This is a genomic window from Micromonospora sp. SYSU B005 (assembly GCF_055362685.1).
In genome coordinates, this window is sequence record NZ_JAXCFU010000009.1 from 168551 (window position 1) to 183371 (window position 14821).

12 protein-coding genes and 1 pseudogene are annotated in these 14821 nt (G+C 73.7%); 8 read left to right on the plus strand and 5 right to left on the minus strand.

What is annotated here, in order from left to right; all coding sequences use genetic code 11:
• Positions 1 to 3 precede the first annotated feature (3 nt).
• Complete coding sequence (gene deoC / locus SM452_RS21275) at positions 4 to 963, minus strand: deoxyribose-phosphate aldolase (RefSeq protein WP_262012581.1); 960 nt, start codon at positions 961 to 963, stop codon at positions 4 to 6.
• A gap of 136 nt (positions 964 to 1099) precedes the next feature.
• Here deoC and upp point away from each other — a divergent pair, with 136 nt between their 5' ends.
• Together upp and SM452_RS21285 are read left to right on the plus strand one after the other, a co-directional pair.
• A complete protein-coding gene (gene upp / locus SM452_RS21280) occupies positions 1100 to 1732 on the plus strand; it encodes a uracil phosphoribosyltransferase (RefSeq protein ID WP_120571672.1) in 633 nt (210 codons plus the stop codon).
• Positions 1733 to 1830: 98 nt separating this feature from the next.
• Positions 1831 to 2505, plus strand: a complete 675-nt coding sequence (locus SM452_RS21285) for a GOLPH3/VPS74 family protein (RefSeq protein WP_194798627.1) — start codon at positions 1831 to 1833, stop codon at positions 2503 to 2505.
• Between the two features lie 56 nt (positions 2506 to 2561).
• Here SM452_RS21285 and SM452_RS21290 read toward each other — a convergent pair whose 3' ends face one another.
• Together SM452_RS21290 and SM452_RS21295 are read right to left on the minus strand one after the other, a co-directional pair.
• On the minus strand, positions 2562 to 4226 hold the full coding sequence (locus SM452_RS21290; RefSeq protein ID WP_463840546.1) for a phospho-sugar mutase: 1665 nt from the start codon (positions 4224 to 4226) through the stop codon (positions 2562 to 2564).
• Positions 4227 to 4275: 49 nt separating this feature from the next.
• Positions 4276 to 6288, minus strand: a complete 2013-nt coding sequence (locus SM452_RS21295; RefSeq protein WP_262012579.1) for a serine/threonine-protein kinase — start codon at positions 6286 to 6288, stop codon at positions 4276 to 4278.
• 203 nt (positions 6289 to 6491) lie between these two features.
• Here SM452_RS21295 and SM452_RS21300 point away from each other — a divergent pair, with 203 nt between their 5' ends.
• Positions 6492 to 8075, plus strand: a complete 1584-nt coding sequence (locus SM452_RS21300; protein ID WP_135243294.1) for an acyl-CoA mutase large subunit family protein — start codon at positions 6492 to 6494, stop codon at positions 8073 to 8075.
• Between the two features lie 470 nt (positions 8076 to 8545).
• Positions 8546 to 9805, plus strand: coding sequence for an amidohydrolase (locus tag SM452_RS21305; RefSeq protein WP_262012578.1), 1260 nt, complete (start codon positions 8546 to 8548; stop codon positions 9803 to 9805).
• On the opposite strand, the pseudogene SM452_RS21310 reads toward SM452_RS21305, so the two are convergent.
• Positions 9762 to 10767: pseudogene (locus SM452_RS21310) on the minus strand (DUF4349 domain-containing protein). The gene SM452_RS21305 and the pseudogene SM452_RS21310 sit on opposite strands and share 44 nt — an antisense overlap.
• Before the next feature lie 124 nt (positions 10768 to 10891).
• On the opposite strand from SM452_RS21310, the gene SM452_RS21315 reads away from it, so the two are divergent.
• The 4 genes from SM452_RS21315 to SM452_RS21330 are packed head-to-tail and all read left to right on the plus strand — an operon-like array spanning position 10892 to position 14239.
• Positions 10892 to 11521 carry an MBL fold metallo-hydrolase gene (locus SM452_RS21315; protein WP_463840547.1) on the plus strand — a complete coding sequence of 210 codons (630 nt, stop codon included), beginning with the start codon at positions 10892 to 10894 and terminating at the stop codon, positions 11519 to 11521.
• Between the two features lie 2 nt (positions 11522 to 11523).
• Positions 11524 to 12450: a hypothetical protein gene (locus SM452_RS21320; RefSeq protein WP_463840548.1), complete on the plus strand. Its 927-nt coding sequence runs from the start codon at positions 11524 to 11526 to the stop codon at positions 12448 to 12450.
• A 43-nt stretch (positions 12451 to 12493) separates the two neighbouring features.
• Positions 12494 to 13234, plus strand: a complete 741-nt coding sequence (locus SM452_RS21325) for an SCO6745 family protein (RefSeq protein WP_262012574.1) — start codon at positions 12494 to 12496, stop codon at positions 13232 to 13234.
• A gap of 42 nt (positions 13235 to 13276) precedes the next feature.
• Positions 13277 to 14239 (plus strand): GNAT family N-acetyltransferase, encoded by a 963-nt coding sequence (locus SM452_RS21330; RefSeq protein ID WP_402809671.1) that lies wholly within the window; start codon positions 13277 to 13279, stop codon positions 14237 to 14239.
• A gap of 75 nt (positions 14240 to 14314) precedes the next feature.
• Here SM452_RS21330 and SM452_RS21335 read toward each other — a convergent pair whose 3' ends face one another.
• Positions 14315 to 14770, minus strand: coding sequence for a gamma-glutamylcyclotransferase (locus tag SM452_RS21335; RefSeq protein ID WP_262012572.1), 456 nt, complete (start codon positions 14768 to 14770; stop codon positions 14315 to 14317).
• Positions 14771 to 14821 lie beyond the last annotated feature (51 nt).

Genomic DNA, 14821 nt, shown 5'->3' on the forward strand with positions numbered 1-14821 from the left:
CGTTCAGTCCAGGGTGAAGTAGTCGGGGCCGGCGTAGACGCCGGTCGTCAGCTTGGTGCGCTGCATGAGCAGGTCGTTGAGCAGGCTCGACGCGCCGAACCGGAACCAGTCCGGGCTCAGCCAGTCGGCGCCGACGGTCTCGTTGACCATGACCAGGTACTTGATCGCGTCCTTGGTGGTCTTGATGCCACCGGCCGGCTTGACGCCGACCTGACGCCCGGTGGCGGCGCGGAAGTCGCGGACCGCCTCCAGCATCACCAGCGTCACCGGCAGGGTGGCCGCGACCGGGACCTTGCCGGTGGAGGTCTTGATGAAGTCGCCGCCCGCGAGCATGGCGAGCCAGGACGCCCGCCGCACGTTGTCGTACGTGGCCAGCTCACCGGTCTCCAGGATGACCTTGAGGTGGGCGTCCCCGCAGGCTTCCTTGGTGGCCACGATCTCGTCGTAGACCTCGGCGTACCGCCCGGCCAGGAACGCGCCCCGGTTGATCACCATGTCGATCTCGTCCGCGCCCGCCTCGACCGCCGCGCGCACGTCGGCGAGCTTGATCTCCAGCGGCGCCTGACCGGACGGGAACGCGGTCGCCACGCTGGCCAGGTGCACGCCGCTGCCGCGCAGCACCTCCGCCACGTACGGGACCATCGACGGGTAGACGCAGACGGCGCCGACGTGCGGGCAGCTCGGGTCCGCCGGGTCGGGGCGCAGTGCCTTCGCCGCCAGCGCCCGCACCTTGCCCGGGGTGTCCGCCCCTTCCAGGGTGGTCAGGTCGACCATCCGGATCGCCAGGTCGATCGCCTCGGCCTTGGCGGTGGTCTTGATGGAGCGGGTGCCGAGTTGTGCCGCCCGCTGCTCCGCGCCGACCTGGTCCACGCCGGGCAGGCCGTGCAGGAAGGTCCGCAGAGCGGTCTCGGATCGTCCCAGCTCGGTGAGGTCCGACCGGGCCGACGTCGTTGTCGCCGTCATGCCCCGAATAGTACGCACCCGCGAGTCGAGTGATCTTGCTCACGAACGACCGGTCGTGAGCGTCATACGTGAGCGGTGTCGCTGGTCGTACCGCACCCGCCCTGCGCCCGGCCGCCAAACGGTAGGTTGAGCGATCGTGGACGTAACCGTCATTGACCATCCGCTCGCCCAGACGCGGCTGACCGCCATGCGGGACGCCCGGACCGACTCGTCGTCGTTCCGGGCCGCGCTGCGCGAACTCACCACCATGCTGGTGTACGAGGCCGCGCGCTCCTTCCCGGTCGAGAAGTACTCGATCCAGACCCCGGTCACCGCCACCGAGGGCAGCCGGCTGGCGAACCCGCCGCTGCTGGTGCCGGTGCTGCGGGCCGGTCTCGGCATGGCCGACGCCGCGCTCGGCCTGCTGCCCGAGTCGTCGATGGGCTTCGTCGGCCTGGCCCGCGACGAGGAGACGTACGAGCCCCGGGCGTACATGGAGTCGCTGCCGCGCGACCTCGCCGGCCTGCCGGTGCTGGTGCTCGACCCGATGCTCGCCACCGGCGGCTCGCTGGAGCACTGCTGCCGGCTGCTCGCCGACCGCGGCTGCACCGACATCACCGTGCTGTGCGTGCTCGCAGCGCCGGTCGGCATCGAGCGGCTGGAGCGCTCCGGCCTGCCGCTGCGCCTGGTCACCGCCTCGATCGACGAGGGCCTGAACGACTCGAAGTTCATCGTCCCCGGCCTGGGTGACGCCGGCGACCGCCAGTTCGGCGGCATGCCCCGCTTCTGAGACCGGTCCGGTGCGGAGGGACGCCCTCCGCACCGTGGACCGGCCCTACCCGGCGAGTCGATGCGCGGGGGTGCGGGGAGGCGCTAGCGTTCCGGGCCATGACTGGTGTTGCGCTCGCCGAGGAGCTGCTGCTCCTCGCGTATGACGACGAAACCGGCAAGGCCACCATGCCGCGGATCAGCCTGGATCTGGGCATGGCCGCCGCGGTGCTGGTCGAGCTGGCCCTGGCCGGACGGGTCGCGTACGCGGACGGGAACCTGGCGGTGGTCGACCCGGCCCCGACCGGCGAGCCGATCGCGGACGCCGTACTCGCCAAGATCGCCGCGGACACCCCGCACACGCCGTCGTCGTGGGTGCAGCGACTGCGGCACGGGCTGCGCGACCGGATCCTCTCCGACCTCTGCGGCCGGGGCGTGGTCCGCGACGTCGACGAGACCGAGCTGGGCTTCATCCACGTGCACCGCTACCCGGTCGCCGACGCCTCGGTCGAGGCGGACATCCGGCAGCGGCTGGCCGACGCGCTGACCAGCGGGCAGCTCCCGGACGAGCGGACCGCCGCGCTCGCCACGCTGGTCGCGGTGCTGCGGATGGAACCCGCGCTCGGACTGACCGGCTCGGCCGCCGAGGACGCCGGCCGGCGCCTGGAGGAGATCGCCGCCGGCGCCGGGTTCTCCGGCACGGTGAGCCTGGACGACAGCGTGGTACGCCCGTCGATCAGCCTGGTCATCGCCGCGCTGGGCCAGGCCGTCGACGCCGCCCTCGGCAAGCGGTAAGGAAGGGCCCCTTCTTAACGCGAGGCGTTAAGAAGGGGCCCTTCCTTACATCCCGGTCAGAGGCCGAGGGCGGCGGCGATCTCGTTGCGCAGCTCGGTCACCGCGGCACGCGCGCGCTGCCGGGCCGCGGGCACGTCGCCGCCGGTCACCGGCTCCACCACCTCCAGGTACGCCTTGAGCTTCGGCTCGGTGCCGGACGGCCGGATCACCACCCGGGCCGCGCCGGTGCGCAGGATCACCACGTCCGCGTCCGGGAGCAGGTCGGACGCCTCGGTCACCGGCTGCCCGAGCAGCGCGGTAGGGGTGGCCGCCCGGATCCGGGCCATCGAGTCCGCGATCACCCGCAGGTCCTCCACCCGGACCGAGAGCTGCTCGGTGTGGTGCACGCCGAACTCGGCTGCGAGCTCGTCCAGCCGGTCGAGGAGCGTACGGCCCTCGGCCTTGAGACCGGCGGCCAGCTCGGCGACGGTCAGCGCGGCGGTGATGCCGTCCTTGTCCCGGACGTGCTCCGGCGCGACGCAGTAGCCGAGCGCCTCCTCGTAGCCGTACACGAGCGGCTCCCGGCCGCCGCCGGCCCGGACGATCCACTTGAACCCGGTGAGCGTCTCGTCGTAGGGCAGGCCCCGGGCCGCCGCCATGGCCCGCAGCAGCGCCGACGACACGATGGTGGTGGCGTACAGGCCGGTCACGCCGCGCCGCATCAGGTGGTCGGCGAGCAGTGCGCCCACCTCGTCGCCGCGCAGCATCCGCCAGGACCCGGCGTCGCGTACCGCAACCGCGCAGCGGTCCGCGTCCGGGTCGTTGGCGATGGCGAGGTCGGCGCCGGTGCGGTCGGCGAGCGCGACCAGCAGGTCCACCGCGCCCGGCTCCTCCGGGTTGGGGAAGCTGACGGTCGGGAACGCCGGGTCCGGCTCGGCCTGCTCGGGCACCACGCCCGGCACGCCGAATCCGGCGCGTGCGAACGCGGCGGTCAGCACCGCGCCGCCCACCCCGTGCAGCGGCGTGTACGCCACCTTCAGGTCGCGCGGTCCGGCCGGGTCCACCACGGCGGCGGCCCGCTCCACGTACGCGGCCACCAGGTCGTCGCCGAGTACCTGACCGGCCGGGCCGAGCGGCACCGCCGCGAGCGGGCCGACGGCGCGGATGGCCGCCTCGATCCCGGCGTCGGCGGGCGGCACGATCTGCGCGCCGGCGCCCAGCTCACCGCCGAGCTGAGCGCCCAGGTAGACCTTGTAGCCGTTGTCCTGCGGCGGGTTGTGGCTGGCGGTGACCATCACGCCGGCGACCGCGCCGAGCTGCCGGACCGCGAACGCCAGCACGGGCGTGGGCAGCGGCCGGGGCAGCAGCAGCGCCGGGCGGCCCGCGCCGGTGGCCACCTGCGCGGTGCGCTCGGCGAAGGCCAGCGAGCCGTGCCGGGCGTCGTACCCGATCACCAGCGGGCCCTCGCCGCCCTGGGCGGCGAGCCAGCCGACGAGCCCGGCGGCGGCCTGGGTGACCACGGCGAGGTTCATGCCGTTGGGCCCGGCCCGCAGCGGGCCGCGCAGCCCGGCGGTGCCGAAGGTCAGCGGACCGGCGAACCGGTCGGCCAGGTCGGCCGCCGTGCCGGGCAGCCCGTCGAGGACCGCGCGCAGCTCGTCGCGGTCGGCCGGGTCCGGGTCGTCGTCGAGCCAGCGCTCGGCGCGTACGCGAAGGTCGTCAAGGTCAGTGGTTTCCGCCGCCATTGCCTCATGAAAGCACGGCGGCGGATCACCACCGACCGTCGGCCTCGACTCAGTTCGCCGCCGTGAGCTGGAACGAGCCGACCATCGCGTCGAAGATCGGCTTGCTCTCGGCGAAGGTGGCGTCGCTGGAGGAGAGGTAGAACGAGTAGACCTTGCCGCCCTGGACCACGCCCCGCCACACGCCGTGCCGCTTCTCGTCGCCCTCGCCGCAGGTGTACTCGAACTCGGCGGCCGGCTTACCGGCCAGCGTCGTCTCGGTCATCGCGAGCTGTTCGTAGGGTTTGGCGCACGACTTGCTCTTGTCGCGGAGGTTGCGGGAGGCGAACTCGGCCCAGCTGACCGACGTGCCGCCCCAGTTCTCGGCCAGCACCCGCACCTTGCGGCTCTGGTCCTGCGGGTCGACGTAGTCGACGAAGACGCCACCGGTCTTGCGGTCCCAGCCCTTCGGCACCTGGACGGTGATGTCCTTGACGGTCTGCTCCTGCATCTCCACCGGCGAGGCGGCGGCCGAGTTCGACGGCAGCGCGCCCACGATCGGCGGGGGAGCGTCGTCGCCGCCGCTGGTCAACGCGATCACGCTCACCAGCAGCACCACGGCGAGGCCACCGGCGGCGGCGAGCTGGACCTTGCGCGGCCACGCCTTCACCCGGCCGAGCAGGCCCTTGGCCGCGCCCAGCGGGCCGCCATCACCGGCGGCGGCCGGTGCGGTGGCCGGGGTGGTCCACGCCTGGCCGGTGCCGGGCACCGACCACTGGTTGCCGCCGCCGTACACCGGCTGGGTGGCGTCGACGGTGCGGCCGTAAGCGGCGGGTACCGCCTGGGTCGCGTCCGCACCGGCGCCCGCCCCGAGCCGGACCGTGGCGTCCGGCGAGATGCGCTGGGTGGCCTCCGGCGTGCCCGGCCCGGACATCGCGCCGGTCGGGGTGTGCAGCGGACCGGCCAGCGCGTCGGCGCTGGTCTCGTCGAGCGCGGCGGCACCCGCTGCGGCCTTCTCGGCCTGGGGCCGCTCGCCGCGGCGCAGGGCGGCGAGGCGGTCGGTGAGCGACTCGTCCGGGCCGATCATCGCCCGGCCGCCGATCTGCCCGCTCGGCTTCGGCTCCGCGGCGATCGCCGGCGGCGTGGTCGGGCGCGGCACCGGCACCACCGCGTACGGGTCGGTGACCGAGTTGACGGCGGTCGCGGTGCTGGTCAGCGGCCCGGCGAGCAGCTCGCGCAGGTTGGCGCGGGCGCGGTGCACGTCCATCCGGCGGGCCGGGTCCTTCTCCAGCAGCCCCATCAGCACGCCGGTGAGCGGGCCGCTGCGCTGCGGCGTGGCCGGCGGGTCCTCGACCACTGCGTGCATGGTCTCGATCGGGTCGCCCTTGTCGAACGGGGGCCGGCCCTCGACCGCGGTGTAGAGCGTCACGCCGAGTGAGAACAGGTCGCTCGGTGGCCCGAACTCCTGGCCCATGGCCCGCTCGGGCGAGATGAAGTGCGGCGAGCCGAGCACCATGCCGGGCGTGGTGAGCTGCACGTCGGTGGGCATCCGGGCGACGCCGAAGTCGGTGAGAACGCAGCGGCCGTCGGTGCAGATCAGTACGTTCGCCGGCTTCACGTCGCGGTGCAGCACGCCGATCGCGTGCGCGACCTCCAGCGCGCCGAGCAGCGCGATCCCGATCTTGGCGACGGCGCGTGGCGGGACCGGCCCGTCCTCGATCACCATGTCGGCGAGGCTGCGGGCGTCCAGCAGCTCCATCACGATCCACGGACGGCCGCCCTCGGTGACCACGTCGTAGACCTGCACCACGGCCGGGTGCTGGATCGCGGCGGCGGCTCGGGCCTCCCGCAGCGTCCGTTCGTAGAGCGCGTCGCGATCGCTCGGGGCGAGCCCCGGCGGGAGGACGACCTCCTTGACCGCCACATCACGGCGCAGCAACGTGTCTGTGGCCCGCCAGACCGTGCCCATGCCTCCGTTGCCCACCGGGGAGCGCAGCGAGTAGCGACCACCGATGGTGGTGCCGGGCGCCGCGCGTCCAGTGGGGGGACTGGCCGGTCCGCCGCTCCACGTCGGAATCTGAGTCACAGAAAAGCCACCAGGGGATATCGAGGGGGCTGGGACACAACCCCTCTATCTTGCTGGTTCCGACGCCCGATGCGAAACCCGACGCGGCGGGCGTTTACCTACTCGACGGTATGTGGTCGGTCGCTCACCTCCGGTGGGTCGTGGCCGCGAGGTGTGCGGTATCCCTCACCCACCAGGCGGTCTGCGCGTCCTACCATCCGGTAATGAGCGATGCGCGGTCAAGCGAGTCGGGTTTCCCGATCCAGGGCGTCTACACGGCGGCAGACCTTCCGGCGGACCTGGACGCCCGGCTGGGCGAGCCGGGCGAGTTCCCGTACACCCGCGGGGTCTACCCGACGATGTACACGTCCCGGCCCTGGACCATGCGACAGTACGCCGGGTTCGGCACGGCGACCGAGAGCAACGCGCGCTACCACCAGCTACTGCGCGCCGGCACCATGGGCCTGTCGGTCGCGTTCGACCTGCCCACCCAGATGGGGTACGACTCGGACGACCCGATCGCGCACGGCGAGGTCGGCAAGGTCGGCGTCGCCATCGACTCCATCGAGGACATGCGCACGCTGTTCGGCGGCATCCCGCTGGACAAGGTCTCCACCTCGATGACCATCAACGCGCCCGGCTCGGTGCTGCTGCTGCTCTACCAGCTCGTGGCCGAGGAGAACGGCGTGCCGGGGGCGGCGCTCAACGGCACCATCCAGAACGACATCCTCAAGGAGTACATCGCCCGGGGGACGTACATCTTCCCGCCGAAGCCCTCGCTGCGGCTGGTCGCCGACACCTTCGCCTACTGCCGGGCCGAGGTGCCGAAGTGGAACACCATCTCCATCTCCGGCTACCACATGGCCGAGGCCGGCGCGTCGCCCGCGCAGGAGGTCGCGTTCACGCTCGCCAACGGCGTGGAGTACGTCCGCGCGGCGCTCGCCGCCGGGCTGGCCGTCGACGACTTCGCGCCCCGCCTGTCGTTCTTCTTCGTGGCCCGCACCACGCTGCTCGAGGAGGTCGCGAAGTTCCGCGCCGCCCGGCGGATCTGGGCCCGCCTGATGCGCGACGAGTTCGGCGCGAAGAACCCGAAGTCGATGATGCTGCGGTTCCACACCCAGACCGCCGGCGTGCAGCTCACCGCCCAGCAGCCGGAGGTGAACCTGGTCCGGGTGGCGGTGCAGGGCCTCGGCGCGGTGCTCGGCGGCACCCAGTCGCTGCACACCAACAGCTTCGACGAGGCCATCGCGCTGCCCACCGAGAAGGCGGCCCGGCTGGCGCTGCGGACCCAGCAGGTGCTGGCGTACGAGACGGACCTGACCGCGACCGTCGACCCGTTCGCCGGGTCGTACGTGGTGGAGGCGATGACCGCCGAGGTGGAGGCGGCCGCCACCGAGCTGATGGACCGGGTCTTCGACCACGGTTCGGCGGTGGACGCGATCGAGGCCGGGTTCCAGAAGCGGGAGATCGAGCAGTCCGCGTACCGGATCGCCCAGGAGATCGACTCGGGTGAGCGGGTGGTGGTCGGGCTCAACCGGTTCCGGATCGACGAGGAGGAGCCGTACGAGCCGCTGCGCGTCGACCCGTCGATCGAGGCGGCACAGGGGGAGCGGCTGGCCCGGCTGCGCGCCGAGCGGGACTCCGGCGCGGTGGAGCGGGCCCTGGCCGAACTGCGTGCCGCCGCCGAGGGGGACGCCAACGTGCTCTACCCGATGAAGGAGGCGCTGCGCGCCCGCGCCACAGTCGGCGAGGTCTGCGGGACGCTGCGCGAGGTGTGGGGGATCTACCGGCCCAGCGACCGGTTCTGAGTCGTCCGTCGGCGGCCCCGCCGCGCACCCTGAGTGCGCGGCGGGGCCGCTTTCGCGTGTGCGATTCGGCGATTCGGGTAACCGGATCGGGTGAACGGGACGGACAGCCTGTGCGGTCGGCGGTCGGGCGCTCGTGTCACCGTCGGGAGTCTTCCGGCAGCCGACGGTTGTCGTGCAATTGTCGGAGCGGCAGTTAATTGCCACGACTAATGCGACAATTCGGAACGACGGGTCGTTATTTGTGACCGATGAAACGGTTACGCGTTGTAGGAGGTGGGAGGCGGATGACGGCGTTCGACCGCGATCTACCTGCTGTCCCGCAGATATTCGAGCCCTCCCACCAGGGCATTCGTGACGCTGCGCGGTCCGACCGCTACGCGAAAGATGTTGCGCAGCGTCACCGTCGGAGGTCTAGGCTGTCTGCTGTCCGACCCGAAGATCCATCCACTTCTAGTGATCGAGAATTCGACGTGACGAGTGCGTTGACGCTGCCTTCCGGCGGCCCGCTGGCGTCGTCCCGGCCCGAGACGCCGACCGGTTACCAGCCCCTGCCCTTCGAGCTCGACCATCTGCTCGCTCTGCGCGTACCGGGCCTCATCGAGACGCGCCGTCACATCCACTCCCACCCGGAGCTGTCCGGCGAGGAGTTCGAGACGGCCGCGCTGGTGCACCGGGAGCTGTCCCTCGCCGGGCTGAAGCCGCGTCTGCTGCCGAAGGGCAACGGCGTCATCTGCGACATCGACGGCCGCCCCGACGGCCCGGTGATCGCGCTCCGCGCCGACATCGACGCGCTGCCGCTGAGCGACCCGAAGGACGTGCCGTACCGCTCGACGGTGGAGGGCGTCTGCCACGCCTGCGGCCACGACGTGCACACGTCGGTGATGCTCGGCGTCGGCATGCTGCTGGCCCAGCTCGCCGACACCGGCCGCCTCGACGGCCGGGTCCGGCTGATCTTCCAGCCGGCCGAGGAGATCCTGCCCTGCGGTTCGCTGGAGGTCATCGAGGCCGGCGGCCTGGACGACGTGGTGCAGATCTTCGCGCTGCACTGCGACCCGAACCTGCCGGTGGGCAAGGTCGGCCTGCGGGTCGGCCCGATCACCGCCGCCGCCGACAACGTCACCGTCCGGCTGACCGGGCCGGGCGGGCACACCGCCCGCCCGCACCTGACCGTCGACCTGGTGGACGCGCTCGGCCGCCTGGTCACCGAGGTGCCGACGCTGATCAGCCGCCGGGTGCCGGCCAACAGCGGGCTGCTGCTGGTGTTCGGCCACGCCTCGGCCGGCACCCGTTACAACGTCATCCCGTCCGAGGCGTGCGCGGCGGGCACGCTGCGGGTGATGGACCGCGACACCTGGGACCAGGCGCCCAAGATCGTGGCTCAGGTGGTGCGCGACGTGCTCGCCCCCACCGGCGCCACCGTCGACCTGGAATACCTGCGCGGCCGGCCCCCGGTGACGAACGACGCCCGGGCCATCGGTGTGCTCACCGCGGCCACCGCCGCCGCGCTCGGCCCCGACGGCATCGCCGAGACGCCGCAGAGCATGGGCGGCGAGGACTTCTCCTGGTACCTGGAGCACGTGCCGGGAGCGCTCGCCCGCCTCGGCGTCGGCCGTAGCGGGCCCAACGTGGACCTGCACCGGGCCTCGTTCGACGTGGACGAGCGCGCCATCGAGGTCGGCGTACGCCTCATGGTCCAGACCGCGCTGCGGGCACTGGCGGCGGCGCGCTGACCGGACCGTCGGCCGGCCCGGCCGGGCCCGGCGGCATCGGGCCCAGGCCGGGCGGCGGCATCACGCCCGGGCCGGGCGGCGGCGTCCGCCGGGCCCGCACCCGGCGCCGCCACAGGAGCAGCAACCACAGCGGTACGCCGATCACTACCGCGAACGGCAGCACCGCGCCGAGCACTGTGAGCAGGACCCGGGCCGAGGCCAGGAACGCCGTCCAGCCGCCGCCCAGCCCGGCCAGGAAGCCCAGGTCGGCCTCCTCCTCGGCGGTGCTGGCGTCCTGACCGAGGAACGTCACCGTGATGGTGGACAGCGAGGTCAGGTCCGCGAGCCGGCGCTTGCGGGCCTCCAGCGCGGCCAGGTCCGCCTGCCGGGTGCCCACCTCGTTCTCCAGCCGCACCAGCTCGTCCACCGACGTGGCCCGGGCCAGCAGCTTGCGGGAACTCTCCACCCGCGCCCGCTGGGTGGCGATCCGGGCGTCCAGGTCGACCACCTGCTCGGTGACGTCCTCGGTGCGGATCTCCCGGCGCTCCTGCCGGCCGAGACCGGCGAGCCGGTCGATCACCGCGCTGAACCGGTCCGCGGGCACGCGCAGCGTCAGCGCCGCCCGCGCCTCGGCGGGCTTGGCTCGACCGCCGGTCCGCGCCGACGAATCCGCCGGCCGCCGTCACCGCTGTGGTGGCTTCCCGTGCGGCGGCCTCCACATCGTCCACCCGGACCTGCATGGTCCCGGTGTAGATGATGGACCGCTGGTCGACCCGCAGGTCCGCGCCACCGGTGCCGCCCGGGGCGGCCTGGTCGCTGTCCGCACCGCCCTCGGCGGCCGCGTCGCGCCCCGCGCCCCCGTCGGCGGCCGGCGCGGCCGAGTCGCTGCCGGAGTCCCCGCCCGCGCCGCAGGCGCCCACACCCAGTGCCGCTATCAGACCCACAGCCACCAGGGCCACGCCCCGGAGTCGTCGTCCGCCCATACCCCGTACTCCGATCGTCGGCGGCCCCGACTGCCGGGACCGATACCTCGGACGTGACGCGTGGTCGCGCCGGTTCCGGCAGACTGCGCTGAGGACATCACGATTCGATAATCGAGGAGTCACGATGCAGGTGACCAAATTCGCCCACTCCTGTCTCCGACTGGAGCACGACGGTGCGGTGCTCGTCGTCGACCCGGGTGTCTTCAGCGATCCGGCGGCGCTGGACGGCGCGGACGCGGTGCTGATCACCCACGAGCACCCGGACCATGTGGACGTCGGCGCGCTGACCCGGGCGCTGGAGCGGCGGCCGGTGCCGGTGCACGGTCCCGCCTCGCTCGCCGGGGTGCTCGGCGACGCCGCCGAGGCGCTGGTGACGGTCGAGCCCGGACAGTCGCTCACCGTCGCCGGGGTACCGGTGCGGACGTACGGCGGGCAGCACGCGGTCATCCACCCGGACATCCCGGTGATCCAGAACATCGGCTACCTCTTCGCCGACGTGGTCTACCACCCGGGCGACGCGTTGTTCGTGCCCGACGACGTGCAGGTGGACACGCTGTTCGCCCCGATCCACGCGCCCTGGTCGAAGTTCTCCGAGGTGCTCGACTTCATCCGGGCGGTCGCGCCACGCCGGGCGTACGCGCTGCACGACGGGCTGCTCAACGACAACGGCTTCGGTGTGCTGGACCGGCAGTACACGGCGATGTCCAACACCGACTACCGCCGTCTGGAGCCGGGCACCCGGATCGACGCCTGACCATGGCCGAGGTGCCCGAGGAGGTGATCCGGCGGCTCTACGCCACGCCGCCGGACCGGTTCGTCGCGGCCCGGGACGCCGCCGTCGCGCAGGCGCGGCAGTCCGGTGACCCGCGTACCGCCCGGGAGATCGGCAAGCTGCGCCGGCCCACAGTGGCGGCCTGGCTGGTCAACCTGCTGGCGATCCGCCGACCCGAGCTGGTCGCCGACCTCACCCAGCTGGCCGAATCGCTGCGCGCCGCGCAACGCGACCTGCGCGGCGGCACGCTGCGGGAACTCTCCGCGCAGCGGCGCGCCGTCGTGGGCGCGCTGGTGGCGGAGGTACGCCGGCTCGCCGCCGCCGAACCCGCCGCGCCCTCGGCCGGGAAGCTGCCGCTGGGCGAGGTGGAGGCGACACTCAACGCCGCGCTGTCGGACACCGAGGTGGCCGAGCAGGTACGCGCCGGACGCCTGCTGCGGGCCAGCCACTACGCCGGGTTCGGTGAGGTGCCCCGCCCCCAGCTGCGGCTCGTGACAGGGGGCGAGGAGGCGCCTGTCGTACCGGATCGGGCGGCCGAGCGGGCCGACGCGCGCCGGGCCCGCGACGAGCGGGCGGCGCGGGCCGAACGGGCCGGGCGGCGGCGGACCGCGACCCGGGAGCTGACCCGGGCCCGCGCGGACCTGGACCGGGCCGAGAAGGAGCTGGCCACGGCCGACGCGGCCGAGCGGGACGGCGCCGCGACGCTGGACCGGATCGAGACCGAACTGGCCGAGCTGGAACGTCGCCGGGCCGTGGCCGAGCAGGAACTGAGCCGGGCCCGGCTGGCCCGCCGCGGCGCGGAACGGGCGGTCACCGCGGCCCGGCGCCGGGCCGGTGAGGTGGAGGCCGTGTTGGAGGCGCTGGACGCCGAAGAGGGGGATGCCGACACCGGTGACCACCCGGCAGACTGAGCGTGATGAATGGCTACGGTGGAGTCACGGCGACGGGCGGCCGATGACTCCGGAACAGCTCGCCGCCGCCTGCAAGCCGCTGGTGCTCGAACTCGGGGAGGCGTTCGCGCGCTGCCCGTCCACGCTGCGCCGGGCGCGGCTGCTCGGCATCTCCGGGTGGGCCTTCTACATCACCGGGCGGGCCGGTGCGCTCGGTGACGTCCGCGCCGAGACCGTCGCCGCGGCGCTCGGCTTCATCGCCCCGGAGGCGGTCACCGACGGCTGGGACGCCGCCGCGCGCACCGTCCCGCCACTGGAGGTGGCCACCGCCAACCTCGCCGAGTGCTGCCGGTGGGGCACCGCCCGGCTGGGCGACGGCGCCGAGTCGTCCCGGCTCGCCGCGCTGCTGGGCCGGGCGGTCGACGCGGCGGACGGCAGCGGCATGCCGCTGTTCGCCGCCTGGCGGGCCATGCCGGTGCCCGACCCGTCGCCGGGTGCGCGGGCGGCTGTCGGGATGCTGCTGCTGCGTGAGCACTTCGCCGGGGCGTACCTGCTGGCGGTGCGCGCGGCCGGGCTGACACCGCTGGAGGCGGTGCTGGCCGGGCCGGAGGGCGAGGCCGGTGCCGCCGCGTGCGGCTGGGTGCCCCCGTACCCGCCGGTCGGGCCGCTGGTGCGGCGCCGGCTGTGGGCCGAGGCGGTAACCGACCGGCTGGCGTCGGCGGCGTTCCGCGTGCTGGACGCCGCCGAGGGCGCTGAGCTGCTGGGTCTGCTCGGCGCCGCGCGGCAGCGCGCCCGCGGCGGATAAATGGGAGGCGATCCGGCCGGTGCGGCTGCCAGGATCTGGCCCGTGACGCTTCCCGCCGGCTGGTCGGCCCGCCGCCCGACCCTCGACGACGTGCCCGCGATCCTGGCGGTGGTGCACGCCGCCGACACGTTCGCCGTGGGCCACCCGGACTTCGACGACGAGGACGTGCGGTCCGCGCTGACCGCGCCGTTCGTCGACCCGGCTCGGGACTCGTGGCTGGTCACCGACCCGGACGGCACGGCGGTGGCCTGGTCGATCCTGGCCAACCCGAGCGGTGTCGGGCGGGAGTGGGTGGACGTGCTCGTCGACCCCGACCGCGGCGCCGACCTGCGCGCGCCGCTGCTGGCCCGGCTGCTGGAACGCGTCGCCGAACGGGCCGCCGAGCGCGGCCTGCCCGCGCTGACCGCCCGCGCCGGGGTGTACGCGCCGGAGACCCGCTGGGCCGGTGAGCTGGCCGAGGCCGGGTTCACCCGGATCAAGCGCTACATCCGGATGAGCCGCTCGCTCGCCGACCTGCCCGCCGAGCCGGCGCCCCCGCCCGGGGTGACGGTGCGGCCGCTGCGCGCCGACGACGAGGACGACCTGCGGCTGTTCCACCGGATCTACGACACCGCGTTCCGGGACACCCCCGACCACGACCCGCTCGACTTCGCGCAGTGGCGGGACCTGCTGCCGTCGTACGGCAAGGTCTGGGACGAGTGGTTCCTGGCCGAGGTCGACGGCGAGCCGGCCGGTGCGCTCCAGTCCTCCGACCAGGCGCTCGACCAGGACCGGGGGTGGGTGCGGACGCTGTCGGTGCTGCCCGCGTACCGGCGCCGCGGGGTGGGCGCGGCGCTGCTGCGCCGGGCCTTCGCGGTCTACGCGGCGAAGGGCCGCGCCGGCGCCGGGCTCGGCGTCGACCTGGCCAACCCGACCGCGCCGGTCACGCTCTACCGCTCCGTCGGGCTGGTGGAGGAGCACTGGGCCGACATGTACGAGCGGAGCGTGCCCGCCTCGCGGGTGTGACCCGGCACCCCTCGTACCGGGGTCGCCGAGCGCGGGTACGGCCGCCCGGCGCACACTGTGGGTGTGGGAGACGCGCTACGCCGACGCGGTGCCGGTGGGGCGGGACCGCAGCTCGGTGACGTAGTCGTCCGGCGCGCCCGCCTTCTCCGCGGCGTTCGCGAGCTCCGAGAGGTACCACGCGGTGGGCAGCCCGCCCTCGTACCCGTCGAACACGTAGACCCACGCCGTCACGTCGCCGTCGAGCGTCGAGACGCGGACGGTCAGCTTGCGGTACGTCCCGGAGGTCACGCCCTCGATCTCGTCGAGCTGCGCGGCGTCGTACGGGTGGATGTCGTAGAGCGCCACGAACACCCGGTCACCCGGGGACTCGACAACGGTGCTGACCGAGCCCTCCCAGCCGATGACGTCCTCGCCGGCGAAGGTGAGCCGCCAGCCCTCAAGCCAGCCGGTGCCCACCATCGGCGAATGCGGGCAGTAGGCGCGCATGCGGGCGGGATCCAGGTTCGAGCCGTAAGCAGCGTAGAGACCCACGGCGACGACGATAGCCCGGCTGGCGGGTGGGGGAGAATACGACAGTGCGTG